This window comes from Pseudoflavonifractor sp. 524-17 (assembly GCF_009935845.1).
In the GTDB taxonomy this organism is placed as follows: Bacteria; Bacillota; Clostridia; order Oscillospirales; family Oscillospiraceae; genus Pseudoflavonifractor_A.
The window spans coordinates 15,220-41,715 of the sequence record NZ_QWEK01000002.1; the positions used below are offsets into that span (position 1 = coordinate 15,220).

Genomic DNA, 26,496 nt, shown 5'->3' on the forward strand with positions numbered 1-26,496 from the left:
TTCACTTACCTTCCTTCCCCGCCAGCTTCTGATAACTCGCGTGCAAGGCATTTCCCGGTGTCTTTACCTTCAACCTGGCTTCCGGCAGACTGTCCCCAGAGACAATCAGGGTTTTCACAAGCGAATCGGCCTTGATAGCCTTTTCCGCCTTGGCAAGCGCATCCTTCCGGGTTCCCCGGTAGATGGTCCCGGTCTGAATCAGCCCGTTTAGGTTCGGGCCGATGTAGCAGTAAAAGCCGGATGTATTGCGCTCATCCTTTTGGGGTGTAATCTCATCCGAGGTATCAGGCTGCTCCACCGCAGCATCCGCCGTCTCCAGAGCACTTTTTCCATTGTCTGCATCCGTCGTTTTTCTCGCCATACGTTTTTTCTCCTCTCCCGGTTCACTGTAATTTGTTGGTATGATACACAGCCTTGGGGTCTACCGGCGGCAGTCCCTGTACCACCCGGGCTGCGTCCAGCCGCTTTATCGCCGGCAGCTTCCATGTGGTCACCATTTCCCCCAGGTAGAACGGCGCGGTCCCCCGCTCTCCGGTTTCCGGATATACCATCTGGCTGATTCCCTCCTCCAGGTCCAGCTCAAACAAGTTATCCAGGATAGGAAACAGCAGCAGCGCCGTGCGCATTTCTTCCATCAGGTTCAGAAGCGCCAGCCCCCCTTCCTGCTCGTCCGGGTGGTAGACGCAGAAAACAGACCGCACAACGCAGATGCTTTGCAGCTCCCGGCGTATTTGCTGGCCTGTTCCCTTGTTCGCGTTCTTCATTGCGTCGTCGCCCGTCACTGCCTGATGGAGAATGAACGGGGCTTTTTTCTGGTATGACGCCATATCCGGCAGGCGGGCCTTGTATACGTTGGCGGGCCTGGGCTTCGGCTCCCGCTCGTCCCGGCTCTGCCGCTTTACCGGCAGCAGCAGTTCTCCCGTCGCCAGCTTTGTGAAGTCCTCCAGGGCGTACAGCAGTCCCACCTTGGTTTCGTTGCGCAGATTAACCATTTCACCGCCACCCCGTCAAAACCCGGTACACCGCCTTGTCCAGCTCCGTTTCAAACGTCTGGTAGGATTCCTCTGTCAGCCGCTGCGCGACCTCCGGCTTTCCTACCATCTGTGCCACAGAGCTGCCCATGATCTCCCGGATGGCGTCGCTTCCTTCGCTGGTCATTCCGCCGGTCCGCTCAAAGATTCCGATATGGCCGGACTTCATGCGCGCCACAAAGGCGTCCATAAACTGTGTTGGGCCGGTATCCTTGAACTGGTGGCCCTTGGCCGGTACGCCCTGGTATTGCATGGTCCATGCGCCCTTTCTCATCACCGGCTTTCTTCCCGCCGCGATGTCCTGCGTCGGGACCGCTGGCGACGCGCCGCCGAAACGGTACAGCGGTATCTTCCGCCCGGAAAATGTGATGGTGGCCTGTACGCCGTTCTGGTAGCTGTAGCTGACCCGTACATGCTTTTCCGTGCGGATGCCTGCATCCGAAATGTCGTACTTCTCCTGGATTGCCCTGCTGCTCTCGCTTCGCAGTCTGCGGACAGTCCGGCTCATGGCGGCTTTCACGGCCTTGTCCAAGCCGCCGGGAATGCTGGCAAGCAGCGCCTTTGCCCGCTCGATAGCTTCCTGCCCCGCCGCTTCGTTGACCGTGACGGTGATGGACCCGGTGATTGCGTTGGTTCTCGCTTGCGTGTTCATCGTCCTCACAAACTCCATTCCGCTCCGTCCGCCTTGCGGCAGACATCTGCTCCATTTCGTTGCTCGTCCTCTCCCCACGCGGCCCGCTCCGCTGGGCTCGCGCGGGGACCCCGTTTGTCACTCATCAACTTCCTCCAGCTTCAGGCGGTACATCCCCATTTCTGTTGTGGATTCCGCCACACGGAATTTGTGGAAGAACGTGCCGCCCCTTTTCTCGTTCATGGACAGGCGCGTATTTTGCTCCGGCTTGATGCCGCCCATATCCTTTTCTGCGCAGTACAAGGTAATGGATCGCTTATACAGCCCCTGCCCGAAATCATGCTGCATCTGTACTACCGAGGACCGTTTGCCCTCCTTCGGCCCAATCTCTATCACGGCGATGTCCTCATAGGTCACGCCGTCGTAAATAACCGTGCGCACCTGCGCGTGTTCATCTGGGTTCAGGAAAGCCTTTTCTACCTCTACCGCCGCGCAGTCCTTAAAAGTTGGGGAGCGCACCTCCTCCGGTCCACTCCCCGTCCCATAGTCGAACAGTACTTTCATTGCGTCGCCGCAAAGTCCGCTTCGCTGGGCTTTCGCGGGGATCCCGCCATCTGCTCCTTGACCCGCTTGTAGAGCTTCGCCTCCGCAGTCCCCGGTGTTTCCAGCCTGCGGCGCATAGCCGGGAACTGTGCCGTGGAGACAATGAGCTGCCGGGCCGGCCGGTGTTCTTCAATAAACTTCCGCAATGTGTCAGGGATTCCGCCCTGATAGGTGGTGTACTGCCTTGCCACGCCCCGCACGCTCGGCCCGCAGTACACGCACGGATTTGGAAAATCTGCGGACACATCCGCCTCCTGCTCCGGCGTCTCCGGTTTCCGCGCGGGGTTCTCGTCCTGCTCCGGCGTCTCTTGGTCCGCTTTCTTTGTTCTTGCCATAGCTTGTTCCTCCTGATAAAATCCCTCGTCCACCCCGTAGGGCAGGGGGGTATCGCGCCGTAGGCGGCGATATGCGCCTAGCACACGGTCGCAACCAGCCAGCTATCCACCTTGTCGGGAATGGGCAGCGGGCGGGTGCAGGCCTCCAGCACCTTCCGCTCCGGCTTGTGTGCGATGTATGCGTGGAGCAGCCGCGCGGTCTCGGCGGTGATAAGCTGCTTGGCCTCGTTGTAGTAGGAGCACAGGCCGTAGGCTCGCATAAAGCCCACGTCCGGGGAAATCATCACGATCATGTTGTCGGGAATCAGCCTGCGAAGTGTCGGGTGCGCCGGGTCCGTAACCCGGTCCATGTAGACTTCTTTGTAGGAGTAGACTTCCAGCCCGGAATCCGTCAGGTATCCGTGGTAGCGGACGCCGTTTGGCAGGTCCCGCGCATTGAACTCCCCCGCCTGGTAGCGCCGGTTGTCCATCTTCTCCAGGATTCCCTTGTCGTTTTTCAGGAGTTTAAGGGCCTGCCGCCCGCAGATGATACGGTCCACGTTGGCAAACCCGTTGGTGTAGACCGTATCCGTCCAATCCTCCAGGTTCCCCAGCACGTCCGCGCCGCTCTGCCCCCAGCGCTCCGTCCCCGTCAGGACCACCTTATTTGTGAAGCCAAAGTCGATTACTTCATTGACGCCCTTTCCCACAACATGAATTTCCCCGGTGGTCAGCGCCTGGGCGCACATCCATTCCTCCCGGCGGCTGATTGCGTCGTCAAGCCGCTTGTACTCCCGCACAAGCTGTTCCGCCGCGCGCTGCTCGGGTGTCCTCCCGCTGTAGAGGATTTCCCCCGGCGCTCTGTGCATATAGCTCTCCGCCGTCGTCACCAGGTCCGGGTTGACCATGGGGGGCTTGTAGCTCTTGGTCTCGTAGCCCTCCGGTTCCATCGTCTCCGCGCCCAGCTTCGGGTGGACAAACGCCGCCATCTCGCGGTCGCCTTTCAGCAAGTCAATGTCAACCTGTTCCTCGGTGAAGGTCTTGACATTGGTGAAAAACGTGTCCCGCAGGAACGTATGTACCGGCGGCGCAGACCGTACCACTTCGGCAAGGTATCGCGGCTGGTAGATGTCAATTTCATTCGGCATAATGTTTTCCTCCCTTTCTTTGTTGTCACGCCCGGATTGGACGCGCTCTTCCCGCCGGTTTCCCTCTGTCTCAGGCTGGTCTCCGGGCCGCTGCGCGGCCCTGCGCTCGCCCTCGCTTCGGTCCATCCGGCAGGGCGCGTCTATCCTCGCGTTTCTATTTCAAGAAAATCCCGATGTTCCGCAAGGGAACTTCCACGTCCACCACGGTCACGCCCTCCGGCAGCGCCAGGCTGTCTGCAAAGTATTCCCCAGTGAGCCACACCGGCCCTTCCTCGTCCGCCCGGATGCTGTCCGGGACCACACCATAGATACCCGTGGTGGTCACGGTCGTCTTGGCACTGTCGCCCTCCCCAGTCGTAGTCGCCGCAATCAGTGCCAGCTTTCCGTCGCTGTTCAACACCACGGGCGCGTGTGCCGGGATATCCACTGCCGCCACCTTCACAGCCTTGGCTACAGGTCCGATCCCTGCTTCAAAGTAGTGCGGGTCATAGCGGTACGTTTTCACCGCAAGGTCCATGCTCATATCGTCCTCATTCCTTTCATATCCTTCGCCGCGTCGTTGCAAAGTCCGCTCTGCTCAAAACGGCCCTTCAGCCATTCTTCGCGTCGCTCCCTTGCTCCTCCTTTCCCCAACGGGCCTTTTGGCCCGCTGTGACCCCTTGAAATCAAGCCGAAAGCTCACTCATTTCAGGATTCTTCCTCTCCCCACCGAACCCGACTATCGGCTGGGCTCCGGCGGGGGCCCTGGATTCGTCCCCTTACTGATTCATGCCCCGGATTGCATCCAGGAACGTGTCGCCGCCGGTCCTGTCAGCGGGCGGGGCGTTGTGTATGCCGTCCATGCCGCTGTCCCTCGCGTCCTTCTCCACCTGCGCCAGATAGGACGCCCCCTGGGTCTTGGCGTTCTTCACCATTTCCTTGGCAAAGTCCTCCGCGCTCACGGGCTTTGTAAACTTGGCTTCCGCCGCCAGCGCCTCGCTGCCTGGCAGGGCCATGTCCTCAATGCTCTGGATACGCGAGCGCTCGGCGCTGGTTGCGGCGGCGGCCGCTGCCTGCTCAATTTGGTCAACGAGTTCCTGGTATTCCTTGCGGAGATCGTCCGCGGTCTTGATGCTGTCTTTCGCTTCCATGTCCTGTACCTCCTGTTGTTTCTCTGGCTGTCCCGCCGGTTTTTTATTTGCAAGCCGTCCGGCGGCGCTGGCCGTCAGGCTATCTTGTACAAATTTAGGGGCCTGCGCAAAGGGGAGGTTCATGCTGACGCTATTGACAAAGAGGACGCCGTTGCGGTTCTCCACAACTGCGTCCTGTTCATCGTCTGTCAGCTCGTCTACAAACCCGTTCTCCTTGGCCTGGGCCGCCGTCCACCAGCTCGTCACGTCCATCCATGCCGTCACTTCATCCTTGGTGTGCCTGGTCTTTTTTGCGTAAAGGCTGATGATGTTTTCCTTGATTACAGCCAGGGCGTTGAGATATTCCTGTAACTCCACCGCTCCCGCATAGCCACGGATTCCCAGCTTAACCGGGTGGACCATGTAAGAGCTGTCGTTCGCGGCTATAACCTTGTTACAGTGGCTACTTACGACAGTCGCCGCCGACGCACACAATCCGTCGATGCGGGCGGTCACATAGGCCGGGTGCTGCTCCAGTAAATTGCCAATGGTCTGCGCGGCGAACACGTCACCGCCGCCGCTGTTGATTCGCACGGTGATCTCCGAAACAGCCCCCAATGCGTTCAGCTCTTCGGCAAACTGCTTTGGGGTCACTTCGTCTCCCCACCAGCTTTTGTCTGCAATGTCTCCGTAAAGCAGCAGCTCCGCACTCCCATCTGACACATTACAGAACTGCCAGAATTTAGGCACCGCTCTCTCCTCCTTTTTCTTGTCCGGCCCCGCCAGGCGTCTTGGACTGGTTTGCGATCTCGTCCACCTCCCGTTTTCGTTTGGCCTCAACCACACGCTTGCGAATGTTCCGGTTATAGTCCCCTCCGGTGAGCTTTGCCGTCTCTTCCTCCGCTGTGGAGAAACCGGCGTCCACCCGCTTTGCAGCGGCCTCTACCTCCTGGGACGGATTCAGCGCCGTCCTGCTCGGCCCATTCCACTTGCAGTCCGTATACGCTTTGCGGATGGCCGGGTCACTGAAAAAGCCCGGTGCCTGGATGCGCCTTCTTGCTACAGCCTCGGCAAACCAGGTTTCATAGACCGGCTGGCAGAAGTCGTCCGAAAACCAATCCCGCTGCATTTCGCAGGTCCGCCAAAACTCGTTGAGGGACCCACGCGCCGAGCTGAAATTTTTGGTGAATTGCTTTTCCAGCACCTCCGGGGGAATCTCCAGTGCTGAGCTGATTTCTTTTACCATGGCGTCAAAGAAAGCATCGTATGCGCTGTTAGGGTGTGTCGGGTCCGCAAACTTCACCGTCTCCCCCGGATTCAGGGAAAGGATAGCCCCCGGAGCCAGTTCAATACTCCCCTGGTCTTGGGTGTCAACCAGCATCTCCGGCGGTAGCATTTCCCCGATTGGCGTTCCGTTCTGCACGGTGGCGTTCTCCACGAACACCGTAAACATAGCACTGATCACCGCCGCCGTAATTTCCGCGTCGGTATACCGGCCCAACTGTTTCAGCGCCTCCAGGACCGGGGCCAGGATAGGCACGCCCCGTCGCTGGCCCGCCCGCTCCCGGTTCATAATGTGCAGTACGTTCGGCCTGCCGCTGCTCCCGTATGCCTCCACCCGCACCCATTCCATCGGCCCCGTCTGGTTTGCAAGGCTGGACAGCGGATGCTGGTTGCATATCCAATAGGCAATCACCATGCCGTCCTCGTCCGTCTCGATGCCCTGGACGATGCTGTAAACCTTCCTGCCCTTCACCTCGCACGGCACGAGGCGGTCATATCCGTCCGGCGAACACACCCGGTCCGCTTCTATCAGGCGCACCCGCAGGCTGTACGGCTGGCCCGGCTGCTCCTTCATTGGCAGCAGGGCAAAAGCGTCCCCGTTCATCAGATAGCTGAGAAAAGCGAGCTGCTGGAGCTTGTAGAAGTTGTCCACCCGATCCGCGTCGCATACCGGCGTGTCCGCCCATAGGGCGAACTCCCGCAGAATCTGTGCCTGCATAGCCTCTGCCTGCTCGTTGGTCAGCTTCAGATACTCCGCATCGATTTGCGGAGACGGCATAAGCCCGCCCGCCACCACGTTCGTCCGCAGGGTTTTCAGCGCGGCGGAGGCCGTCGGGATTCCCATGTAGGCGTCCCTGGACCGCTGGCGCAGCACGTCAAGGTTGTCCTCAATGTCCTCCTTTGGGCTTCCACCGAAAAACATCCAGCCTCGCATACTCTTCTTGGTCAGGTTTGCCCCATAGTTCCCGTATCCGCTGTTTGCAAATTCCAGGGCCGTTCTTGCGGCTACTCTCCGTACCGCCCGCACGGGGGAGACTGCTGCAATGCACTTGTCCAGAAAATTTTGCTTTGCCATATCCGCCCTCCCTACAGGTCACGCGGCACAAAGCGAAACGCCCGGATACGTCCCCCGTGCTGTTCCTCATTTTCGCACTCTGCCAGGCGGGCGGCCCAAAACTCGATCTCCTTCCGCACGTCGTACAGGTCCGCTCTGGTGAGACTGCGGTCGTCTATTTGATACCGCTGGCCCGTGGCGATTGCATCCTCCGCCGCTAGCCAGGTCCTTAATTTCTGCGTACACAGTTCTTTGCTGAATATCGCCATTGCGTTTCCTCCTCCGTTCTTAAAATCCCCTCGGAGAGCGGAAGGGGACCTCCGGGGGAAACCGGTTTCCCCCGGAAATCGTGCCGGGCGCAAGCCCGGTTTTGTCATTTCGGCAGAAATGACCGCGATTTAGATACCTCCACTCAGTTGCCGCCTGGACACACGGCGCGGTGCTGCGGCCCCCGGCTCTGGCTTCCGGAGCGGCGGGTTATAGATTTCCAGCGCGGCGGTGGCGTAGTTACGCAGGTCCAGCGGCTCGTTTCGCTTGTAATTCTTGTCCCGGAAGTCCCACGCCACAATCATTTTCCCCCGGCGGAACCGAGTGATCTTCATTTCACATGTCAGGCCCTTGAAGTACGTCTCATCGTACCCGGCCTCCGGATTCAACGGGAAGTGGCAGTAGTTCGGCCCGCTGGTGATAGACGGGTCCCGTACCGTGTGCTGTAGCCGCTGGTATAGCAGGTCCTTCCCCTCGTCAACGCCGATGGTGAACAGCGGGGTTTTGACCCGGTTATCCGTACTCGGATTCTTGAAGTAGGGGATTCCCTGCCCGCCCTTGCCCTTGATGGCGAATATGTGCCGGTCAAACTTGTCCACCGTGAATCGGTAGACGCTTACAGAGCGGTAGCCGCTGTCGATGCAGCAGGCGGCGATTCCCAGGGCCGTCCCGTCCTTTTTGTGGAAGGAGACTTGCAGAAAAGCGTCCAGGTCCTCCCAGACCTTTTCTTCCTTCGTGTCTCCGTATATCTTTTGATACCGGATGCCCCAGCTCTCCTTTCCAACGCCCCAGCCTACAACCTCTACCTCAAAACGGTCCTTCTGAACGTCCACGGCGGCGGTCAGCACCAGCACGCCGTCCGGCACCTCCGCGTCGTACAGCTCCCGGCGGCTGACCAGCTTGCTTTCGTCGATGTGTTCTCCCGGCTCTTCCCAGGTCTGCCCCAGTTCCGTGTTGGTCCAGGTTTTCATTTCCTCGATGTTGCCGACAGCCAACTGCTCGTTGGCAGAAATGAATTTATCCACCACGTCCTTCCAGCCGCAGAAATTGGACGCCAGCGTATTGAGGTGGAAGCCCCGCGTTTCGGCGGTGGGATTCTCCGCCCGGAAGCGCCCCAGCCGCCCCTGCGCTTTCCACTCGTATTCCCCGAACAGCTTCCCGCACCGCTCGCATTGATACAGGATTGGCTTCGCCGGGTCCGCGCGGTATGCCTCAAAGTTGAGACTGCTCCACGCCAGCGGTTGGTAATGGTTGCACCCGGGGCATGGCACGGTCCATTCCTCCCGTGTGCTTTCCATAAATTCCTTTTCAATTTTGCTGTGGCCCTTGATGGTTGGCGTGGAGACAATGACGGTTTTCTTGTCCCAAAAAACAGTTTGCCGCTTCTGCGCCAGCAGGAGAGGATCGCCCTCTGTTCCGGCGCTGTCTGGGTATCCGTCCACCTCGTCACACAGCAGCACCTTGATCGGCCGCATACGCAGGCCCACGGGGCTGTTGGCTCCCACGATGGTCACATGACCGCCGGGAAAATTCTTTTTCAGGATGGTGTTTCCGCTGTACCGGCTCTTCGTGTCCACCAGGCAGCGCAGCTCCGGTGTGTCCCGTATCATAGGTGCAAGGTTGTCCTTCGACAAAGCCTGTGCCATATCAAGGGTTGGCTCCATCACCATCACCGGGGCGGGGTAGTAGTGCATGTAGTAGCCCAGCACATTCATCAGCATGGCGGTCTTGCCGATCTGCGCGGCAGTCATAATGACTACCTTCCGCACATGGGGCTCCCCGATGGCATCCATGATTTCCCGCTGATAGGGTGCGTTGTCTGTGTTCCAGTGTCCAGGCGCCGGGCTGCTCTCCGCCGACAGCATCCGGTACTTGTCCGCCCACTGGGAGAGCGTCAGCGCCGGGGGCGGGCGCAGGTTGGCAACACACCTGGCGAACATTTCTCTTGTCTGCGGCGCGATTCGAAAGAAATTCCGCTCCGTTTCGCTTCCGGCTTCGCCGAAAGCTCCACCCGCTCCATTCCTTTCTTCTCTCCCCATGCGACCCGCTTCGCTGGGCTCGCGCGGGAGCCCCGTATCATCCCTCTTCTTGTCCATTGGGCTTTTCCCGCCCCTTTCCGCTCTGCCTGGTTGGCTCGTCCTCACAAAGTCCGTTTGTCTCCGCTTCCACCTGCGGCAAAAACTCCACCCGCTCCCTTGCTCGTCCTCTCCTACCTGGCCCGCTTGCGCTTGGCTCCAGCGGTTACCCCGTGCTATTCGTCCTCTTCTTCATCGTCTCCACCCTTTACCGCAAAAGCCACATGGAAGCGTGACAGCTCCTCCAGCGTCTCGTCTATGGCCGTTTTGAGCTTATCGTGTATGCCTGCCTGGTTGCCGCCCATCTGCGACAGCTCCCCGGACAGCTTCGCAGGCAGACTGGAGAACCGCCCCCGCATATTCAGGCACAGAGCGGCCAACCCTTTTTCGATGTCCGCCGTGCTGTGCAGGTTTCCCCGGCGCACCTCGTTCTCCATGTCCGCCGCCTTGCGCTTGGCCCGCGTAAGCTTGGCCCGCTCGTCGTTCAAGTTGGTGTTCCCGCTCCCATGGCGCAGATAGGAAATATACCGGACCACCGACGATTGCAGGTCATAAAGCCCCGAAGCCTTTTCGACAAGCACGCCCTCATCCCGGAGCTGCCGCACCCGGCGCGGTGTCACCGCCAGCCAGTCGGCCACCACATTACTTGTGTACAGCTTCACTTTTCGTCCTCCCGTTCCGTCCCGGTCAGGTCGTCCGGTTCTGCTCCTTCCACATCCGCGCTGCCAGACGCCCGCATACGTAGGATGTCAAGCCGCTGCCGCTCCAGTTCAAGACGCGCTGCGCTTTCCTCCAACGCCCGCAGGCTGTCCGTGATTTTTGCGATACGGCCCTGTACTTTATAAAGCGCCTCCTGCAAACTCTGGACCCGCTTAAAGGCGCTGTCGCTGAAACACATGGTTGTATTGTTCTTCCCCCGTATCTCCGTCATGGCACTTAGATACATGGCTCCCTTTTCCGCTTTCTCGTAGTCCGCGATTTTGGAGAGAATTTTGTTTTCCCGGAATTTCAGCACCTTCATTTCATGCTCCAGCGCTTCCCGGACCTTCAGCGGTGTTTCCGCCACCAGTTTCTTTTCTTCCTCGGTCAAGGAATCAAGAAAGACCGCGCTGTAAGCTCCGTCCTTTTCCGCGTTCTTATTTCCCGGCGGCGCGCCCTTATGGCTCCCGGCGGCATTCCGCTTTCCCTTGCTGTTCTTGTTGCCCTTCTGCCCGCCCCTCTTTTTAGGCGGCACGGCCTCGTCCCATTTTTCATCCCGCTTTCTGTTTCGCACATAGGAATAGGACAAGCCCATCTGCTCCGCCAGTTCCCGGAGGTTTACCTTTTCCCCATCGGTCCGGCGGCGGACATATTCTGCCTTTGCGGCGTCAATCTTCCTGCCCCCCGACCGCACAGTCTCCACCTCCAGACAAAGCAAAAGCCCGCGACGTTTCCGCCGCAGGCTGACTATTCACGCTACCATTATATCTTAAAAAAGTGACATTAGTTGGCAACTCCAAAAACTTTTTTGGTTTTGCCGCCGGACCCGCCCCCGATTTTTCCACCCCCTCTTTTTTGCCCCCCTACTTTTTCCCGGACCATCATGGGGAAGCCGAAAAAAATCCCTCATACCTAAAAAAATCCTGCGCTCACGGACCCGCAGACCTTACAATCCCCTCCGGGAGTACCTACGGCCCTCCGGGCGGGTCCGGTTGTGGCCGTCGGGCTGGTCGCTGTCGTCGTCGCGCCGGTCTGCCTGTTCTGGTGTGGTGTGGGCTGTCTGGTGGTGCTGGCTGTGGATTTCGCAGAGATGGCGGGCGGCTCTTGCATGGGGCCTGAGGGGACTATAGGGGGTCGTAAATAGACCTGGTATAGACCTGATACCGCGCGCATAAAACCCCTCGGCGCGGCCATTCTGCAAGCCGTCGCCGCCCTGCATAATTCTGGCCATTGGTGCCGGTCCTGCTGCTGGCGTATGCCCCCGGCGATTCTCTCCCGCTCCCGCTGGAGTTTTTCGCCGGGCTTTTCCTGTGGGGCTTTGCCGGTGGTGCCTGCTGGCTGGTGTCTGACTGGTCTGCTGTCTCTGCACGGATTTTTTCACGAGAATTTTTCACGAAAAAAGCGCCGGAAAATTTCGGCCCTCTTTGGGCTGTCGTTTTCCGGCGCTGTTGTTTTCATCGACGCGGCGAGCTGGCCGCAGGCGGTCCGGCTCCTGGGCCATTGCCGCGCCGGTCTGCGTTCTTCCACGGCGATCGGGCCGAATACCGCCCGCACTTTGCCGCGAAAATTTCCAGCGATTTTTCCGGCGAGGTATTTTATGCGCGCGGTCAAGGGCTTGTTTCCTGGTACATTAACGCCCCCTATAGTCCCCCACGGCTGGAAAAAATTCACTGGAAATTCTGGAGGCAACCCCGCCGCAAAAATTCCCGCTTTCGCCGTTTTTGCCAAAAACCGCCCGGAAATTTTGGCTAAAAATAATTCCCCAGTCCCCCCTAAAGGGGGACGTGGGGAACGGTTTCGGGGGGATTGACGGCGCAAAAATCCGCCGCTATGATGCGAGGCAAGCCCAGGCCAAACGGCCCAGGCCTAGCGAACCGGCGCAAGCCGTCCAGGAAGGAGGGAGGGCATGACCACGCCGACGCAAACCGAGCTGCTGGTGAAAGAAGCCAAGAGCGCGGAGCGGCTGGAAATTATGCGAATGGCCGACCAGGCCGAGGATTTCCAGGCGTTCAAAAAAGCGCTTGAAGAGCGGCACAACGCCAGCAAGTAAGAAAAGCGCCGGGCCTCCCCTGCAAGGCTGACCCGACGCTTCCCCATAGGGCCACGGGCGGCGAGTTCGCCGCCGCCCCGGTCCGCGCTTAGAATACCATCCACGACGGCAAAAGTCAAGCGGACGCACTCAACCATGCAATCTGCACAACGTGAAACGCATTCAACCGTGCAAATTGCGCAAACCGAAAATTTTTTGGAAAAATCGCTTGACAGCCGCATTCAACCGTGCTATGATGCAACCATCCCGGGCGGCACGGTTGAATGCAAACCGCCGAACCTGAACCTTGAAAACCGAACGTATAGCCACCGGGCAGGTGAGAAGTTGCCCGGCAAAGTTGAACGCACAACAGCGACCGCAAGCGGCTAAAGACTTGCGGACCTCCCAAACCCCCGCAAGGCCGACGGCATCCGCCGCCGCTGGTGTAAGTCCAGCCGCCGGAGCAATCCGGCGGGCGCTCATGGGGGAACCCCCGGATAACATGAAAACCATTTGACAGGCGAAAGCCGGAAGGGAGATAAAACCATGAAAGAGCAAGTTTTCACCTACAAGCCGGAAATCCTGGTGGAAATGGCCCAGGAGTATTTGAACGCCGAGAACGACGCCCGCATTTTCTACCGGCGGCATCGTCCATTCCCTGGTGCAACGCTAGACCTGGGGACCGTCGAGGACCGTGCCTGCTACGAGCGCCACGACAAAGAATCTTCCTGCACCTGGAGCGCCTTTGTCAGCGCTTGCAGACTGGTGAACGCGGACCCCGACACCGTTATGGCAACGGTCAAGGCTATGAACCGCTACGAAAAGCGGGAGCGCTGGCAAGTCTGCGCACACCTTCCCAGCGGTTACGACTGGCACAACCACGAGGACCGAAAAGACACCCTGCGCCGCTTTTGGTCCACTCCCGACGAGGGCACGAAATATTTTCAATCCAGCGGACGCCGGAAGCCCTGGACCGTCGAAAAGAAATCCGCCTAACATCCCCGCAAGGCCGACGGCATCCCGCCGCCGCTGGTGCAAGCCCAGCCGCCGGACAACCCCGGCGGGCGCTCATGGGGAACAATCCCCGGAACACATCAACCCAACCCCAAAATTTACAGGAGGTTTTTACCATGACAAACACCGAAATCATCACCAACACCCTGAAATCCCGCGGCATGACTGACGACCAGCTTTCCCAGCTCCTGGACGCCTACAAGGGGGATTTGCCCTTCCACACCATCCCGGAATGGTCCCGCCGTGGCTACCACGTCAAGGCCGACGCGGCCCCGCTCTTCACCTGCGACCTGTGGAAGCACACCAACAAGCCCAGCCGCGCCGCCATTGAGGCCGCGACGGAAGCGGGCGAGGATGTCCCGGAGCAGTCCCCGCACTTCTACAAGAAGCTGTCCTATATTTACAGCTTCGCCCAGGTAGAGAAGAACGCCGACGCGCCGGACCTGGACACCATCAAGGCCCGCTTTAGCGGCCTGCCTGGCCTGACGTTGACCGTCAAGGGCGAAAAAACCGGCGCGCCTAACGTCTGGTTTACCGGCGACGTGGAGAAGTACGCCGACGAAATCAAAGCGGCGGGCGGCATCTGGAGCAAGAAAAAGTCCGCCTACTGGGTGAAGCCCAGCACGGCCCCGGCCCCCTCCATCATGGAGGACGCCCCCAGCATCCCGGCCCCAATGCAGGCCCGCCCCGCGTTCACCCTTCCCCCGGTCCGTCTGGCACTCCCCGCCCCGGCGCGGCTCCTGGCGCTTCCCGCTCCCAAGGCTGACCCGGAACCGGCCCCCGCGCCGGTCCCCGGCCCCTGGAAGAAATGCAGCTTCTACACTATCCGCCGCGACAAGGGCGACGAGAAGCAGAAGCCGCACAAGGTAGACGGCTACACCGACGGCGTTTATAACTACTACGCCATCGGCGACAAGCGCGGCAAGCTCTGGCACGCCATCCACCCGGTTTATGGTCTTTCCGTCGCCTACGCTGACAGCCGCAAGGACGCCCAGGAGAAAGCGCAGAAATGCGCCGAGCAGGTCCAACGCTACGAGGCCCAAAAAGACGCCCGGCTGCAATCCTACGCCGACATGATGAAAGCGGCCCAGGACGGCGGCAACCTGTCCCTGTTCTGATCCATGGTCATGTGGCATCCGTAAGGCGTCAAAGCTGCCAACGGCTGCCCAATAATCAAGCCCGCAAGGCCGACGGCATCCGCCGCCGCTGGTGCAAGCCCAGCCGCCCGGCATCCGGGCGGGCGCTCATGGGCCGAAAACCCAAAACCACAAAACGGAGGTACGCAAAATGTACTATGAAATCAACGAGGAATCCGCCCGCCGCGCAAATGATATGAACTCCATGCGCGACTACAGGCCCGGCAGCGCCACCGCCGAATACCGCAGCGAGGTTGACAAAGCCGCCGCCCTGGTGGAGCGCCAGAAGCAGAAGGTCAGCCCCTTCTATCATGACAAGCTGGACGCGCTTCTGGACCGCTACGCCCGCCGCCTTGCCGCCTACTACAACGACTACTACCGCAACGAGGCCGCTTGTCCCTCCATCCTCATTTCCGGCGGCAGTAACTTCCCCGTCCGCAAGAAGGAGAAACAGAACTCCCGCCGTGAAACGCTTATGCACGAGTATAACGAAATCCAAGGAATCCTGTCCAAAATCAAAAGCGTCGGCACCGGCCCCATCGCCCCCACGGACCCCCACGCCCGCGAAATGCTTACCGACCGTCTCCAGCGCCTCCAGTCCACACTTGACCGTGGCAAGGCAATGAACGCCCACTATCGCAAGCACAAAACCATGAAGGGCTTTCCCGGCATGACCGACGAAACCGCCGCCGAAATGGACGAGGCAATCAGCTGCGCCCCTGCCTTTGCACAAACCCCATTCCCCGACTTTGAGCTTGCCAGTCTGCGCGGCAAAATCAAGCGGACGCAAGAAAACCTTTCCAAGCTGGACGGCCTGGAGCAGCACAAGGACGACGCCAAAAACACCCTGGAATTTGACGGCGGCAAGCTCTTCCTGAACATGGAGCAAAACCGCCTGCAAATCCTCTTCGACGAAATCCCCGGCGACGAAATCCGCTTCGCCCTGAAATCCCACGGCTTCAAATGGTCCCGCAGAAATGAAGCGTGGCAGCGCCAGCTTACCCGAAATGCCATCTACGACGCCAAGCACATTTTAGGAATCACCGACACAAAACCGGCCACCGCCGCCGAGGGCGACGCCGCCCAGCAGGCCGCGCCCCTTGCAACCCCCAGCGCCGAGGACAAAACCGCCGAAATCCGAACCGCCCCCGATGGTCAAGCCCTCATGCCCCTGGCATAACAAGACCCGCAAGGCCGACGGCATCCGCCGCCGCTGGTGCAAGCCCAGCCGCCCGGCAACGGGCGGGTGCTCATGGGTAAACCCCAGCACCCAAAACCAAAAGGGAGGACCACAACATGGAGTATCACGGCTTCCGCTCCATCAAGGAGTACGAAATCGAGTGTGCCCGCGTCGGCTTCACGACCCGCCGCGTACCCTTCCGCAAGAACGACGAGAAGTATTTTGCCCTTATCACCACGCCGCCCGGCCACCCGACCGGAACAAGCGTGGAGTCCTGGACCCTCTTCACCGCCGACGAATCCGCCCAAGTGCTGGACGGCATCATCAGCGGCGGCATGATGGACCCGGCAAAGTATATGCGCGACGGCCTGGACGTGAACGATTTAGGCAAGCTGGCCGCACACGGCTACCGCCCGGATGAACCCCAGGACACCCCGGCTCCTGCTTCCGCTGCGCTGGAATACCCCGTAGGGGAAGGAGGGCAAATATACTTCCTGCTCTAACCACAACGCAAGCAGGCAAAACACGGTTGAATACCGCATTAAACCGTGCTATAATGCCCATACAACGCGAAAAGGAGGTCTTGGAATGCCAATCAGTGAGAACAAGAAAGCGTCCAACGCCCGGTACACTGAAAAGTGCGACTATATCAACGTCCGCCCTTTGAAAGCGCAAGGGCAAAAAATCCGTGCCGCCGCCGCCGCCGCTGGTCAAAGTCTGCAAGGCTACATTCTCCAGGCCGTAGAAGAGCGCATGGCCCGCGAGGCGCAGAAGGGAGGCTCAGAATGACGGACGAAACGCAAGTCTTTGCTCCCTACCGCTGTGTCGCCGCCTTTGCCGACGGCTCCCGGCTCCTGTTCGACGGCCTGACCCGCGAACAAGCCCGCTCGACAATGGATGCCGCAATGGAGCAGCACGGGGATATAGGCTGGTGGAACTGGGTAACAGACGAAAACTACCGCAACGGGGAGTATTACAAGCTGATACCCCCACCGCCGCATTTCCCGTTCCCCATCCTGGACCTGTCCGACTGCCAGGCCGAGGAAGAGCGCCAGAAAGCCCTCCAGGACCCCTTTGAAGAGGACGGCGAACCCGCGTCGGAATAAACTCCGCTCCACTCGCTTCCGGCTCTGCCGAAAGCTCGCACCGCTCTGTTATTCCTCCTTCTCCTCACGCAGCCCGCTTCGCTGGGTCTTGCGTGGGGTCCCCAACAAAAGCCCTCCAGAGGCCGCATAAGCGGCTCCCGGAGGGCTTTTCTTTGCCTATTCGCAAATTGTTTTTCCAGCGCGGTTTTTGTGCCTGGGGAAGCTATCGCATTACGCGCATATTGACCTCGGACCAAAACTTGAAGATCCCAGTCCCTTTTCGCCCATATCCACCGCTGGTCTCGGCCCGTCCAGATCGCAGGAAGCGCCCAGCAATCTGTCCCCAAAATCTTCTATACGCGCGCACGCGAAGCACGCCCCAAAATTTCGTCTACCATCGGCACTTCTTCCAGGGCTTCCCCCAGCCGGTCCACGGCCTTGTCGTGCCACCAGCGTACCGTCCTGTCCGGCACCCCGTTTGCGACTGCAATCTGCACCCAACTGTACTTATCCCGGTACTTGAAAAAAATCAGCCTTTTGTACTCACCTTTTATCGCGTCCAAACAGCTCTGAATCATATCCCGGTCCATGGTCAGAACGCGGTCTTTTACAGAAATTTCCTCCATCCTGTTCCACACGTTCCGGGCGTCCGCCTGCAAGGCCAGCACTTCGGTTGGTTTTCCCGGCGTGGAGTTGTGCGGCATCCCGTCATAGGCGATACCGCGCAATCCGTCGTATTCTCCCTCCAGCTCAGCCCGCTCGTCGGCCAGCATCCGCCTCATAGCTGGAATCCCGAAATAGTAGGCTATTACTGTTTTCACGTCCTTACGCCGCATAGCTCCACCTCCGCGTCAGTTCGTTCTTTTGGCTTCTCTCCACGACCCGCGCCATTCCCGTTTGCGCTGGCCAATCCGCTTCCGCGCGGCCCATGCGCTTTCTCTGGCTTTTCTCTGTCGGAATCGGGAGGCAGTTTCCCGCTCTACGGCCCGCAGCTTCTCCCGTGCCTCTTTCTGGTCCCAGGCAGTCGTGGGGTCCAGAAACTCCCTGTTTTTCGCCATCTGTCTGCTGTCTGCATCAAGCAAACTGTTCAGTTCTTCCAAACATTCCCGCAGTCCACCCGCGTCCCGTTGCAACACATTCAGGATCATTCCCTCCGCCGCCTCCATGGAAACGCCCGTTCGTTCCGCAATCATGCAGGCGACCTCTTCAATTTCCTGTGTTTCTCGCTCCATGCAGTCCGCCAAATATTTTATCGCGCGCGCTGGCGCCCCTACGCCGTTCCCGTCTAATTCATCCGCAATCAAAACTTTGGTCTGCTTTTTAGGCTCTTTTTTCGCTTCCCCGGCCGGAAAAGTTGGCACTCCACAATCCCTATTTCCCACGTTTGCAAAATAGCTGTACCCATCCGGCAGCGGCACATACCTGCCGCCCGGTACCTTCTGAATCCCGGACACATCCATTGCCCATCCGCCGCAGTATGGGCAGGCGATTGTAAACGGCGACGGTTTGTGATTTTCCCCGAACTCTTCAACGCCCTTTTCCAGATACATAGGCCAGCTCTTCCCGCATTGTTCACAGCAATAAATCATTCTTCCATGAATCAACGGCGGGCGCGTGCGTCTTTCAATATTTCTCTCCACCGCTCCGCCCCTCATTTCCGCAGGGCGGCGATTGCCACGGCCAGCGCGTCGGCCCGCTCCATCCATGTGTCCGCCAGCCCGGCTTCAATGCCAAGCATTTCCTCGCAGTACATTTGCAGGTCTTCCAGGATGTTTGCGGCCATCCGCTTGTGCATCGGCTCCTTTTCCGGCCTCGGCGTATCTTCCGCAGGTGGGGGAGAGGGCAGCGTGGGGAAGTCCACGATTTTCCCGGTATCCCCTGTGTATGCCTCCGGTGTCCAATCCACCTTCGGCGCTCCCGCTTCATCCTCCAGCCTTGCCGGGAGAACAGCCGCGCCGCTGGCCGAACGGTCCTTCGCCCGCTCCAAAATTTCCTCCATCTGCTCCGGCGTCGGCGCTGGCCCCGTCTCGTCCGCTATGACCATCGTGACCCCGCCCGCCGGTATCGGCGGCTCCGGTGTCCGCAGTTCTTCCCGCAGGCGCTTCACTTCGTCGATGGACGGCCCGCGCTTCATGGCTCTTGCCCGGTCCAGCGCCGTCAACTGCTCCCGCTCGGACATGGTGGACAGCTCATAGGCCACGGAGATATTGATTTTCCCCTCTTCCAGCCAAGTCTTGAACGCCGCTATCAGGTGTTTTGCAATGCTGTCATACCGGCCCACTTGTGCGGGCGTGGTGCCCAACTGCTCCGCAATGATTTTCCGCGTCTCGCCAGGGATTTTCTCAAACCGGCGCTTTTTCTCCAAAAGTGCGCGTAAGCGCGTTGCCTCCTGCACCTTAACCCAGTCTGTTTTTTCCCTATGACCGTTTGTGGTGATAATCAAAATTTCCTCGTCAATGGCCCGCAGCTCTTCCGCCTCCGGCCCCGTCTCCCGCTCGGTGTCCTCCACCATGCACGGCATCTTCCGGTAGGCTTCCTTGCCCTGCTTCACAAGCTGGAGAGAAGCCAGCCGCCGACGGTGGCCGGAAAGAAGTTTGTACTTCCCGCCGCCCAGCGGCACCACAAGCCCCGGCTGCTTCACGCCGCCGGACAGTTCGATCAGCCCGGCCAGTTCGTCGATTGCCGACATGGGATAAAAATTATCTTCCGACGGCAAAAGGTCGTCCACGTCTATGTATTTCAGCACGGCGCGGCCCTCGTCCGCCTTGCTCCGTGCCTGGACCTGCCCCCGGCCCTTTTGCAAGCTCATAATATCGAACCCCACGGTTTATCCCTCCTTCACGCTTCCGGCATTTCATACATCTGCCTGCCCGGTATCCGGTATTCCTCCATGATTTCCCGTAAAACTTCCTGCACTTGTGCCTCGTTCTCATACCGGCCCAACGTCACGCTCTTTCCGCTTGCTCCCCGCGCAAAAACATTCCATTCGGCGTTAAAGCGCGCAGTTTCCGGCTCCCCGAAAATTGCTTCCGCGCTGTCGAGATTGACAACCTCGCTCTTCCTCTGCGTCAGAATCAGCATTGCTTACCCCTCCTTCCCCTTGCTCAAATCGGTCAAGGCCAGATATTCCGCCGTCAGCTTCTTGTACTGGATAGCGGCCCAGGAGCGGGGCGCGAACGCGCACAGCGGCATTTCCTCCAGCGTGCTTTCCGGCACCTTCGGATTGTAGCTTATGGCCGTCTGGAACACAGGGCAGATACCGCTATCCTCCAGCGATTGCCGCGCCTGCTTGAACGGCTCCCGGTTCTGCCAATGGGTGAAGAACGCGCCCCGTAGCGTCAGCCCCGGATTGACGCTCTCCCGCACAGCGTCCACCTGTTCCACCAGGTCCAACAGACCGGAAAAAGAAAACTCGTCTGGGCGGATAGGGATAAGCACGTCGTCCGCCGCCGTCAGCACGTTCAGCGTCACCGTGTCCGCCGCCGGGCCGTTGTCGATGATGCAGAAATCGTAGTCATTGCGCACCAAGTCCAAGGCTCCAAACAGCACCCGGGCCGTGTCCATGTCGTCCCGGTCGAACAGCGCCCGGTCCGCCGCGTACAGCTCCATGTTGGACGTGATGATGTCCAGCCCCTTGCACCCGGTCCGGTAAATGACCCGCTCCACGCCCTCGGCGTCCAGCGTGTCATCCAGCAGAAGCGCCGCCGTCCCGTCCTGCTCCCCGTACACCCCGAAATACCGGGAGGCGCTGCCCTGCTTGTCCCCATCTACCAGCAGCACTTTCTTGTGGTGGTACACGGCCAGGATGTGGGCGATATTTGCCGCCGAAACGGTCTTGCCCACCCCACCCTTCAGATTGACGACTGCCAGCGTTCTCACGTTTTGTCTCCCCCTTCCCAGTTCCACCAGCCCTGTTTCCCGCGTGCGTAAGCTGGCATACGGAACATGACCGGGTTTTTCAGGACCCATGCCCAGCGCCCCGGCGAGTAGTCCCCCAGCGCCCTTTCCTTGGGCGTGAGCCCCTCCGCAACTTCCTCTACGGGGACGCAATCGACAATTTCCACGGTCCCAACAACCGCACCCATTGCAAGGATGGTCCCTTGTGGGATGTACGTTTCACAAATTTTCACCTCGTTTCCTGTTATGTCTCGCAATCCAGCATGGACGGCCACGCGGCCCCTGATGCTTGTCCGCCTTGGACGCGTCTCATATCCTTTTAACCCCGCCACAATCGCGTATGCGTATGGCTGATGCGCAGTAAAGGCTTTCATTCTCCCCCTCCTTCTCCGGCGTCTCCGCCCTCCCGAAACAGTGGCCCTGGCTCCCGCTCCAAGGCTTTCAGATACTCCTGCTGCTTTTTCGCCTCCAGCGTTTGGCGGCACTTGTAGGCTAGGCTCTCCAGCTCTTCCACAAAGCCCGCGCTGATGATGTCATACGGCATAATGATAGCGGCAATCTCCATCCCGTTTTTCGCTACGATGTATTTGCCCCAGTTGGTGTCCGCCCGCTCGAACAGCCGCAGGTAGTCGGCTATGTCCTCCAGCGGGGCCAGATACTTGTCCTGGACGAACGTCATACCGTCGCTTGTACTAAGCGGCTTCACAATACGCCCGTCATACTCCACCGTGGGCCACTCGTCGTTAATCGCCCGCTCGCCCCGCTCCCAGTCCTCCAGACTGTAGACCTTCGGCACCGGCTGGCGCTTGGTCCGGCACTTTTTCCGCTTTTTCTCCGGGATATCAAACATAGCGCACACGTTGTTCTCGTCCAGGATAGGAAGGCCGGACAGCAGGTACATGGAATACCCGTCCCCCAGCCACTGGCGGATTTCCCCGCCCTCACGGTTTTCATCGAACAGGAAGAACGCCTTGTTGGCGTTGCACAGCGCCGCGACCTTTTTCAGCTTCACGCATTACACCTCCTGAATGTCGATATTGAAGCGCTCCTTCATCAGTTTGCGCTTCATGAGATACTCCTTCGTACGGGTTGCGCGGCTCTTCACGTCCTCCACCTCGCGCTCCCAAGCTCCATATCCCTCACTTCCGCCTCGCGGCGAAAGTTCGCTTATTTCGCTGCTCGCGCTCTCCCCACAAAGCCCGCTGTGCTGGGCCTTTGCGGGGGCCCCGTTTTTTCTTTTCCAATACACAAAATCCGCCCTATACCGGATAGCCCGCACCCGTCGGCCCTCGCTATCGGTATAGGCTTCCTGCAAAGTGAAGTCCACCTGTATACGCAGTTCCCGGATTTCCCCGGCCCGCTCCAGCGCGGCCAGCTCGTCATACCGGCGGGCTTCCTTCTGGCTGTCAAACCGCAGGACGGCCCCGGCTGGCGTCACCCGCTCGGTTGGTTTGTTGTGGTACTTGGCGGGCTTCCCCGGTTCTGCATCAACAGGGGAGGGGAGAGGCGGACACTTCTTCCGCCGCTCCTGCTCCGCCCACTTCCGCAAAGCCTGGGCCTGATAGGCAGGCGGCAGGTCCTTCACGTCAATTCCCATGGCTCACTCCACCCATCGGAAACGCGGTGTCAGGTCGTTCGCGTTCACCACGCGCAGCGTCGCCCGCACATTTACCTTTTGCATTATTTCGTCGTTCTGGCTTTCCCACAGAATAAAGCCAGATTGATACAGTTCCCGCATAAGTATGTATAGCACTTGTTCCTCGCAGTATTGCCTAAAGTCAATCGCGCTGTCCGGACTTGGCATTGCAACGCTGATTTGCGCCTGTACCTTCTGTGGTTTTTCCGTCTCCGTCCATTCAATTTGCCGCTGTATCGGGGTGAATTGTTCGGTGTATTCGCCCAGCTTCTTAATCAGCCACCGGCGCAGGCGGTCGAAAAACTTTTTCATTTCCCGTTCCTCCTCCCTTTCCGCCTCTTCTCCGCACAGTAGTCCCGGATGATTTCGGTCCGGTCCCGCTCGGTTGTGCTGGCTACCAGGTGCCCGTAACTGACGCCCCGCCGCTTGCTTTCCCGCACCAGGGCAGAAATCGCCTCCGATTCCGTAGCGCACCCGCCGCCCGGCAACTCAACCATGCTCATGTGTGTTTCCTCCCTTCTTGATTACACCGCTTCTGTTTCGGTTTCTTCGGTTTGATAAATTTCCCGTCCTTCCTGTATAGGCGTATAGAGAGATAGGTCCCTCCGTTCACGTCGTTGTGAAACGCCTCCGCCGGGCCGGACGCCAGATAGTCTGGATACAGCTTTTCAAACCGCGTGCTGTCCTGCTTGTGTTCGGCCAGCTCCTTTGCTTTCGCCCCGGATATGCGCCCATCCCTTGTCCTTGGCTCCGGGTCCACCAGGTTTTTAGAGGCGGACCACGCCTTGCCCCCGACGGGGGACTTCACGACGTAATTTGCCAGCCCGGCCAGCCCGTTTTCATCGAATTGCAGGCGTCTGGAGTTTGCGCGTCCATATTCCCACATACCTTCCAGGGTGTCCCGGTCTATCCCCCCGTTGACAGTGATGTGGTGGTGATAGCGCCCGCCCCGCTTCCCCCGCTCTGTGACGGCTATGTATTTCAGCGGGGGCAGGCCCATCTTTTTCCGCAGGCGCTGAACCCGCCGGATATAGTTACGCAGGTTGCGGGCCGCTTCCTCGTCGCTCCCCGGCTGCTCCCCCCTGTAGGTCATGTGGATTTCCAGGTCCTCCGGCGTGAAATTCGCGTGGAAGAGGCGTGTCAGCTTTTCTTCCCGGTGCTTTTGGTTGAGCTTCTTTTGGGCCTGCGTGGAGGGCCTTCTTTTGGCCCGCTTCCCGCCGCTGTGCTTCCCCGTCTCAAAGACGGGATAGATAAACACGTCCAGGTATTCCCCGCAGACATACTTCTTTTCCCGGTACACGGTGCGCATACCGATAGCACCCCCTCCGTGGTCGTTAAGTTACTATTCCATACAAGCCCGAAACGCGCCTGCGCGCGTACTTTTCCCCTTGTATATGTCCCCGGAGTGTGGTACAATATGTTGTGTACTTGATTGTCATGGGCACCCTCCGGGGTGTCCGCCCTGCGCAAGCTGTAGGAAGCTCGCGCAGGGCGTTTTCTTTTATCCGAACCGCTCGCGCGGCACCCTCCCGGTTGGCCACCCAAACGGCATTTCCATTGTCCTGAACGGCGGCGCAAACGGTCCACCCATCATCAGCGGCGCGGACGCTGCGGACATTCCTCCCATCGGCCCTAGCGCCATTTTCAGCGTCATGCAGGCGACGGCAAAGCAGGGAGGCGGAAGCTCCTTCAATATGTCCAGGATTTTGTGAACGGCCTCCTCCGTCATTTCCGCCTGCTCTTCCAAGGACGGCTCCTTCTTCTCTTCGTCCGCGTTCCCGGCGGCGTTTTCTCCGCCCTCCCGCTCTACCCGGACGGAATCGACGGCCCGCTGCGCGGCCCCCTCGCCACAGTCCCGGTCGTACAGGCGCTCGTCGAACTCATCCTCGGACAGCTCCACTTTCAGCACCCGCCCATACAGGTAATCGAAATAGGTCTGCTTCTCCAGCAGCCCGGCGCAATGCTCAACCGTGATAGGCCCGCTGGCCTGCATGAACCCCATCCCCTGGAGGTGGCTGTTTTCATACAGCGCTTTCAGGACCCGCGCCTTGTCCATCCCTTTGATGTCAACCATTCTCTTTGCCTCACGTTCATTGATTTGGACCCGTTTACCGGGTGTCCATCGTTTTTCTGCCCTTTGTCATTCAACCAATGCAGGTGTTTACACCGCCGCATCACGCACCCCCGCCGCCGTATGTAAACGTCGTTCATCAGCCGTTCATGCAGAGCGCACCAGGCCGTGGCGTTGGCAGGTGTCTTGCGTGGCTTCCGCTTTTTCCTTGCCATGTCACGCCGACACCACTCTTTCCAGCTCCTCCATCGTCCGCAGTTTCTTCCCGCACCACTCCGGGAGGTTGGCCCGCACCACGGCCTCGGCCATCGGCGGACATACCGCGTTCCCACAGCGTGCCACCTGTTTGCTTTTCCTGTAGGCCCGGCCCGTGTAGTCCCGGTCGATGATGTAGTCAGGCGGGAATCCCATGGCGTTGTAAAGCTCCCTCGGCGTCAGCATCCGCAGGCCGATGTCGGCCATGAAATAATGTGCCCCATTCACATTCAGCAGGAGGGCTTCATTGTCTTTCAGGTCGTACCCGCAGAATCGGTTAAGCAACGTCCGTATCTCCGGCCAGTGCTTCATATCCGCATCCGGCCCATAGGCCCGTATCTCCGTGCGGATTTCCGCAAATTCCCCGGCGCTGGCCGTAATGGTCCGCAGGGGCTTCCTTTCGTCCTGGCCTATGTCCTGCCCTTTGAACTCGCATATATGCGTCAGTGTCAGGGCTTCCCGGTCGTGTGAAGTCACGGTCCGCATCGGCTGGGAAATGTCCAGCGGGTTTCCGTTCCCGTAATACTCCACCAGGTTTGCCGCCACCAGTCCGTAGCGGTTGGAGGCGTCCACCGTTCGCAGCGGCTCCGCGACGCCCTGCCCCCGTACATTCTCGCTCTGCTCTGTGTGATACTGAATCAGTGCGGGAGACAGCAACATTTGATTTCCCGCCGTGGTGATGGTATGTATCGGGTCCGTTACTGGCTCGCCTACCGAATTTGTGGTGTTCGTCACGATCCACGGCACGATGTACGGCGTCTTGGTCTTTATCACGAACTTGTCCACCCCACGAATCACGCGCCGCATTGTGTTGTCTGCAAGCGGCCTTACCGCATTGACGCCGTACCGGCTTTTGATTTCCTCCTTTGTTGCAAATATGGAATAGCACGGCTGGCCCCAGTCGATAACCTCCGCCGCCGCCCTCCACTTCGGCAGGCCGTCGGCCCCGTCCCTGTCGTGGGTCCGCTCCGGCCACACGATAGGCCGTCCGTCACACCGCGCCACCAGGACAAAGCGCTTTCGTGTTGTGGGCGCTCCGTAGTCCGCCGCCACCAGCTCCCGGTGTTCGATGGTGTACCCCAGGTCTGATAACTGTTTCTTCCACCGCTGGAAGGTCTGGCCCGCCTTTTTCTTGACCGGCTTTCCCCGGCGGACCGGCCCCCAGGTCTGAAATTCCTCCACGTTCTCCAGGATAATCACGCGGGGCCTGACAGTCCCGGCCCAGCGCAGGACAATCCACGCAAGGCCCCGGATATTCCGGTCCACCAGGGCCGCGCCCTTCGCCTTGGAAAAGTGCTTGCAATCCGGGGAGAACCACGCCAGCCCTACCGGACAGCCGCCGCACTCCTTCACCGGGTCCACGTCCCACAGGTCGGCTTGTAGGTGCCGGGTGTGCGGGTGGTTGGTCTTGTGCATCAGAATAGCGTCCGGGTCGTGGTTGATTGCTGTTTTCACAATGCGCCCAGTCGCCAGCTCCATCCCGGTTGAAGCACCGCCGCCGCCCGCGAAATTGTCCACGATGATTTCATCCGGCGCACTAAATCGAATCCTGCTCAACGTCTCTCTCTCCAGTCCTTGATGATGTCCCGGACGGTCGCCGCCGCGCAGTAGTACAGCACAGGCAGAAGCAGCGCCAGCGCTTCGCCGCCGACGGCGAAATACCCCCGCTCCTGCATAGCGTAGGCCGCGCCCAGCTTATACAGCAGGACCCCGGCCACCGTCAGGAACACATACCACGCCACGGTCCAGCCGTTGCATCGAAAGAAATTCCGCTCCGTTCTGCTTCTGGCTTCCGCCGAAAGCTCCACCCGCTCCATTCCTTTCTCCTTTCCCCACGAAACCCGCTTACCTGCAAGGGGTACGCCGCATCCGTAAGGCGGCTTTACCGTCAACGGCTGCTCAGTCGCTGGGCTTTCGTTGGGACCCCTTTTGTCTTGTCCCGCTCGGATTTTGATGTACTTGACCTTTTCCACGGTTT

The 26,496-nt window shown here is 59.5% G+C and carries 36 protein-coding genes; 9 read left to right on the forward strand and 27 right to left on the reverse strand.

Annotation, left to right across the window (positions count from 1 at the left end; all coding sequences use genetic code 11):
• Nucleotide 1: 1 nt before the first annotated feature.
• The 13 genes from D1159_RS00150 to terS all read right to left on the reverse strand — a co-directional run bounded on the left by D1159_RS00150 (nt 2) and on the right by terS (nt 10,909).
• The gene (locus D1159_RS00150; RefSeq protein WP_161843679.1) at nt 2-361 is read right to left on the reverse strand and encodes a hypothetical protein; all 360 of its coding nucleotides are present in this window, start codon (nt 359-361) and stop codon (nt 2-4) included.
• A 22-nt stretch (nt 362-383) separates the two neighbouring features.
• Entirely contained in the window at nt 384-992 is a 609-nt protein-coding gene (locus tag D1159_RS00155) for a hypothetical protein (RefSeq protein ID WP_161843680.1), read from the reverse strand.
• A gap of 1 nt (nt 993) precedes the next feature.
• The gene (locus D1159_RS00160) at nt 994-1,701 is read right to left on the reverse strand and encodes a phage tail protein (RefSeq protein ID WP_161843681.1); all 708 of its coding nucleotides are present in this window, start codon (nt 1,699-1,701) and stop codon (nt 994-996) included.
• A 99-nt stretch (nt 1,702-1,800) separates the two neighbouring features.
• Entirely contained in the window at nt 1,801-2,226 is a 426-nt protein-coding gene (locus D1159_RS00165; protein ID WP_161843682.1) for a hypothetical protein, read from the reverse strand.
• Nucleotides 2,223-2,600 carry a hypothetical protein gene (locus tag D1159_RS00170; protein WP_161843683.1) on the reverse strand — a complete coding sequence of 126 codons (378 nt, stop codon included), beginning with the start codon at nt 2,598-2,600 and terminating at the stop codon, nt 2,223-2,225. Before D1159_RS00170 ends, D1159_RS00165 begins: the two co-directional genes overlap by 4 nt.
• Before the next feature lie 77 nt (nt 2,601-2,677).
• Entirely contained in the window at nt 2,678-3,727 is a 1,050-nt protein-coding gene (locus D1159_RS00175) for a major capsid protein (protein WP_161843684.1), read from the reverse strand.
• A gap of 154 nt (nt 3,728-3,881) precedes the next feature.
• On the reverse strand, nt 3,882-4,250 hold the full coding sequence (locus D1159_RS00180; protein ID WP_161843685.1) for a hypothetical protein: 369 nt from the start codon (nt 4,248-4,250) through the stop codon (nt 3,882-3,884).
• Nucleotides 4,251-4,485: 235 nt separating this feature from the next.
• Nucleotides 4,486-5,586 (reverse strand): head maturation protease, ClpP-related, encoded by a 1,101-nt coding sequence (locus D1159_RS00185; RefSeq protein WP_161843686.1) that lies wholly within the window; start codon nt 5,584-5,586, stop codon nt 4,486-4,488.
• Nucleotides 5,579-7,195, reverse strand: a complete 1,617-nt coding sequence (locus tag D1159_RS00190) for a phage portal protein (protein WP_161843687.1) — start codon at nt 7,193-7,195, stop codon at nt 5,579-5,581. Before D1159_RS00190 ends, D1159_RS00185 begins: the two co-directional genes overlap by 8 nt.
• 11 nt (nt 7,196-7,206) lie before the next feature.
• Nucleotides 7,207-7,443 (reverse strand): DUF6148 family protein, encoded by a 237-nt coding sequence (locus D1159_RS00195; RefSeq protein WP_161843688.1) that lies wholly within the window; start codon nt 7,441-7,443, stop codon nt 7,207-7,209.
• Nucleotides 7,444-7,572: 129 nt separating this feature from the next.
• Nucleotides 7,573-9,381, reverse strand: a complete 1,809-nt coding sequence (locus D1159_RS00200) for a phage terminase large subunit family protein (RefSeq protein ID WP_243152027.1) — start codon at nt 9,379-9,381, stop codon at nt 7,573-7,575.
• Between the two features lie 311 nt (nt 9,382-9,692).
• Nucleotides 9,693-10,178 (reverse strand): hypothetical protein, encoded by a 486-nt coding sequence (locus D1159_RS00205; protein ID WP_161843690.1) that lies wholly within the window; start codon nt 10,176-10,178, stop codon nt 9,693-9,695.
• Entirely contained in the window at nt 10,175-10,909 is a 735-nt protein-coding gene (gene terS, locus D1159_RS00210; RefSeq protein WP_161843691.1) for a phage terminase small subunit, read from the reverse strand. The genes D1159_RS00205 and terS overlap by 4 nt, the downstream gene beginning before the upstream one ends.
• A 536-nt stretch (nt 10,910-11,445) precedes the next feature.
• Between terS and D1159_RS00215 the strand changes: the two genes are divergently transcribed.
• The 9 genes from D1159_RS00215 to D1159_RS00255 all read left to right on the forward strand — a co-directional run bounded on the left by D1159_RS00215 (nt 11,446) and on the right by D1159_RS00255 (nt 16,680).
• Entirely contained in the window at nt 11,446-11,967 is a 522-nt protein-coding gene (locus tag D1159_RS00215) for a hypothetical protein (protein ID WP_161843692.1), read from the forward strand.
• 154 nt (nt 11,968-12,121) lie between these two features.
• On the forward strand, nt 12,122-12,265 hold the full coding sequence (locus D1159_RS00220) for a hypothetical protein (RefSeq protein WP_161843693.1): 144 nt from the start codon (nt 12,122-12,124) through the stop codon (nt 12,263-12,265).
• 135 nt (nt 12,266-12,400) lie between these two features.
• Entirely contained in the window at nt 12,401-12,634 is a 234-nt protein-coding gene (locus D1159_RS00225; protein ID WP_161843694.1) for a hypothetical protein, read from the forward strand.
• A gap of 156 nt (nt 12,635-12,790) precedes the next feature.
• A complete protein-coding gene (locus tag D1159_RS00230; protein WP_161843695.1) occupies nt 12,791-13,240 on the forward strand; it encodes a hypothetical protein in 450 nt (149 codons plus the stop codon).
• Nucleotides 13,241-13,374: 134 nt separating this feature from the next.
• Nucleotides 13,375-14,376, forward strand: a complete 1,002-nt coding sequence (locus D1159_RS00235; RefSeq protein ID WP_161843696.1) for a hypothetical protein — start codon at nt 13,375-13,377, stop codon at nt 14,374-14,376.
• Between the two features lie 169 nt (nt 14,377-14,545).
• Nucleotides 14,546-15,574 carry a hypothetical protein gene (locus D1159_RS00240; RefSeq protein ID WP_202620873.1) on the forward strand — a complete coding sequence of 343 codons (1,029 nt, stop codon included), beginning with the start codon at nt 14,546-14,548 and terminating at the stop codon, nt 15,572-15,574.
• A gap of 116 nt (nt 15,575-15,690) precedes the next feature.
• The gene (locus D1159_RS00245; protein ID WP_161843697.1) at nt 15,691-16,077 is read left to right on the forward strand and encodes a hypothetical protein; all 387 of its coding nucleotides are present in this window, start codon (nt 15,691-15,693) and stop codon (nt 16,075-16,077) included.
• 85 nt (nt 16,078-16,162) lie between these two features.
• Complete coding sequence (locus D1159_RS00250) at nt 16,163-16,363, forward strand: hypothetical protein (protein WP_161843698.1); 201 nt, start codon at nt 16,163-16,165, stop codon at nt 16,361-16,363.
• On the forward strand, nt 16,360-16,680 hold the full coding sequence (locus D1159_RS00255; RefSeq protein WP_161843699.1) for a hypothetical protein: 321 nt from the start codon (nt 16,360-16,362) through the stop codon (nt 16,678-16,680). The genes D1159_RS00250 and D1159_RS00255 overlap by 4 nt, the downstream gene beginning before the upstream one ends.
• Nucleotides 16,681-17,012: 332 nt before the next feature.
• Here D1159_RS00255 and D1159_RS00260 read toward each other — a convergent pair whose 3' ends face one another.
• From D1159_RS00260 to D1159_RS00325, 14 genes are all read right to left on the reverse strand, one after another.
• The gene (locus D1159_RS00260; protein ID WP_161843700.1) at nt 17,013-17,495 is read right to left on the reverse strand and encodes a hypothetical protein; all 483 of its coding nucleotides are present in this window, start codon (nt 17,493-17,495) and stop codon (nt 17,013-17,015) included.
• Between the two features lie 15 nt (nt 17,496-17,510).
• Nucleotides 17,511-18,209, reverse strand: a complete 699-nt coding sequence (locus D1159_RS00265; RefSeq protein ID WP_161843701.1) for a hypothetical protein — start codon at nt 18,207-18,209, stop codon at nt 17,511-17,513.
• Between the two features lie 101 nt (nt 18,210-18,310).
• The gene (locus D1159_RS00270) at nt 18,311-19,483 is read right to left on the reverse strand and encodes a ParB N-terminal domain-containing protein (RefSeq protein WP_161843702.1); all 1,173 of its coding nucleotides are present in this window, start codon (nt 19,481-19,483) and stop codon (nt 18,311-18,313) included.
• 14 nt (nt 19,484-19,497) lie between these two features.
• Nucleotides 19,498-19,740 carry a hypothetical protein gene (locus D1159_RS00275; RefSeq protein WP_161843703.1) on the reverse strand — a complete coding sequence of 81 codons (243 nt, stop codon included), beginning with the start codon at nt 19,738-19,740 and terminating at the stop codon, nt 19,498-19,500.
• A gap of 3 nt (nt 19,741-19,743) precedes the next feature.
• The gene (locus tag D1159_RS00280) at nt 19,744-20,538 is read right to left on the reverse strand and encodes a ParA family protein (RefSeq protein ID WP_161843704.1); all 795 of its coding nucleotides are present in this window, start codon (nt 20,536-20,538) and stop codon (nt 19,744-19,746) included.
• Nucleotides 20,535-20,930, reverse strand: coding sequence for an ASCH domain-containing protein (locus tag D1159_RS00285; protein ID WP_161843705.1), 396 nt, complete (start codon nt 20,928-20,930; stop codon nt 20,535-20,537). Before D1159_RS00285 ends, D1159_RS00280 begins: the two co-directional genes overlap by 4 nt.
• Nucleotides 20,927-21,568, reverse strand: a complete 642-nt coding sequence (locus D1159_RS00290) for a hypothetical protein (protein WP_161843706.1) — start codon at nt 21,566-21,568, stop codon at nt 20,927-20,929. Before D1159_RS00290 ends, D1159_RS00285 begins: the two co-directional genes overlap by 4 nt.
• Before the next feature lie 3 nt (nt 21,569-21,571).
• Nucleotides 21,572-22,153 (reverse strand): DUF1064 domain-containing protein, encoded by a 582-nt coding sequence (locus D1159_RS00295; RefSeq protein ID WP_161843707.1) that lies wholly within the window; start codon nt 22,151-22,153, stop codon nt 21,572-21,574.
• 3 nt (nt 22,154-22,156) lie between these two features.
• Nucleotides 22,157-22,504 (reverse strand): hypothetical protein, encoded by a 348-nt coding sequence (locus D1159_RS00300; protein ID WP_161843708.1) that lies wholly within the window; start codon nt 22,502-22,504, stop codon nt 22,157-22,159.
• Nucleotides 22,501-22,695, reverse strand: coding sequence for a hypothetical protein (locus D1159_RS00305; protein WP_161843709.1), 195 nt, complete (start codon nt 22,693-22,695; stop codon nt 22,501-22,503). The genes D1159_RS00300 and D1159_RS00305 overlap by 4 nt, the downstream gene beginning before the upstream one ends.
• A complete protein-coding gene (locus tag D1159_RS00310; protein WP_161843710.1) occupies nt 22,692-23,501 on the reverse strand; it encodes a hypothetical protein in 810 nt (269 codons plus the stop codon). Before D1159_RS00310 ends, D1159_RS00305 begins: the two co-directional genes overlap by 4 nt.
• A gap of 192 nt (nt 23,502-23,693) precedes the next feature.
• On the reverse strand, nt 23,694-24,266 hold the full coding sequence (locus tag D1159_RS00315) for a hypothetical protein (protein ID WP_161843711.1): 573 nt from the start codon (nt 24,264-24,266) through the stop codon (nt 23,694-23,696).
• 213 nt (nt 24,267-24,479) lie between these two features.
• The gene (locus D1159_RS00320) at nt 24,480-26,075 is read right to left on the reverse strand and encodes a DNA cytosine methyltransferase (protein ID WP_243152029.1); all 1,596 of its coding nucleotides are present in this window, start codon (nt 26,073-26,075) and stop codon (nt 24,480-24,482) included.
• Nucleotides 26,072-26,491 (reverse strand): hypothetical protein, encoded by a 420-nt coding sequence (locus tag D1159_RS00325; protein WP_161843712.1) that lies wholly within the window; start codon nt 26,489-26,491, stop codon nt 26,072-26,074. Before D1159_RS00325 ends, D1159_RS00320 begins: the two co-directional genes overlap by 4 nt.
• Nucleotides 26,492-26,496: the final 5 nt, after the last annotated feature.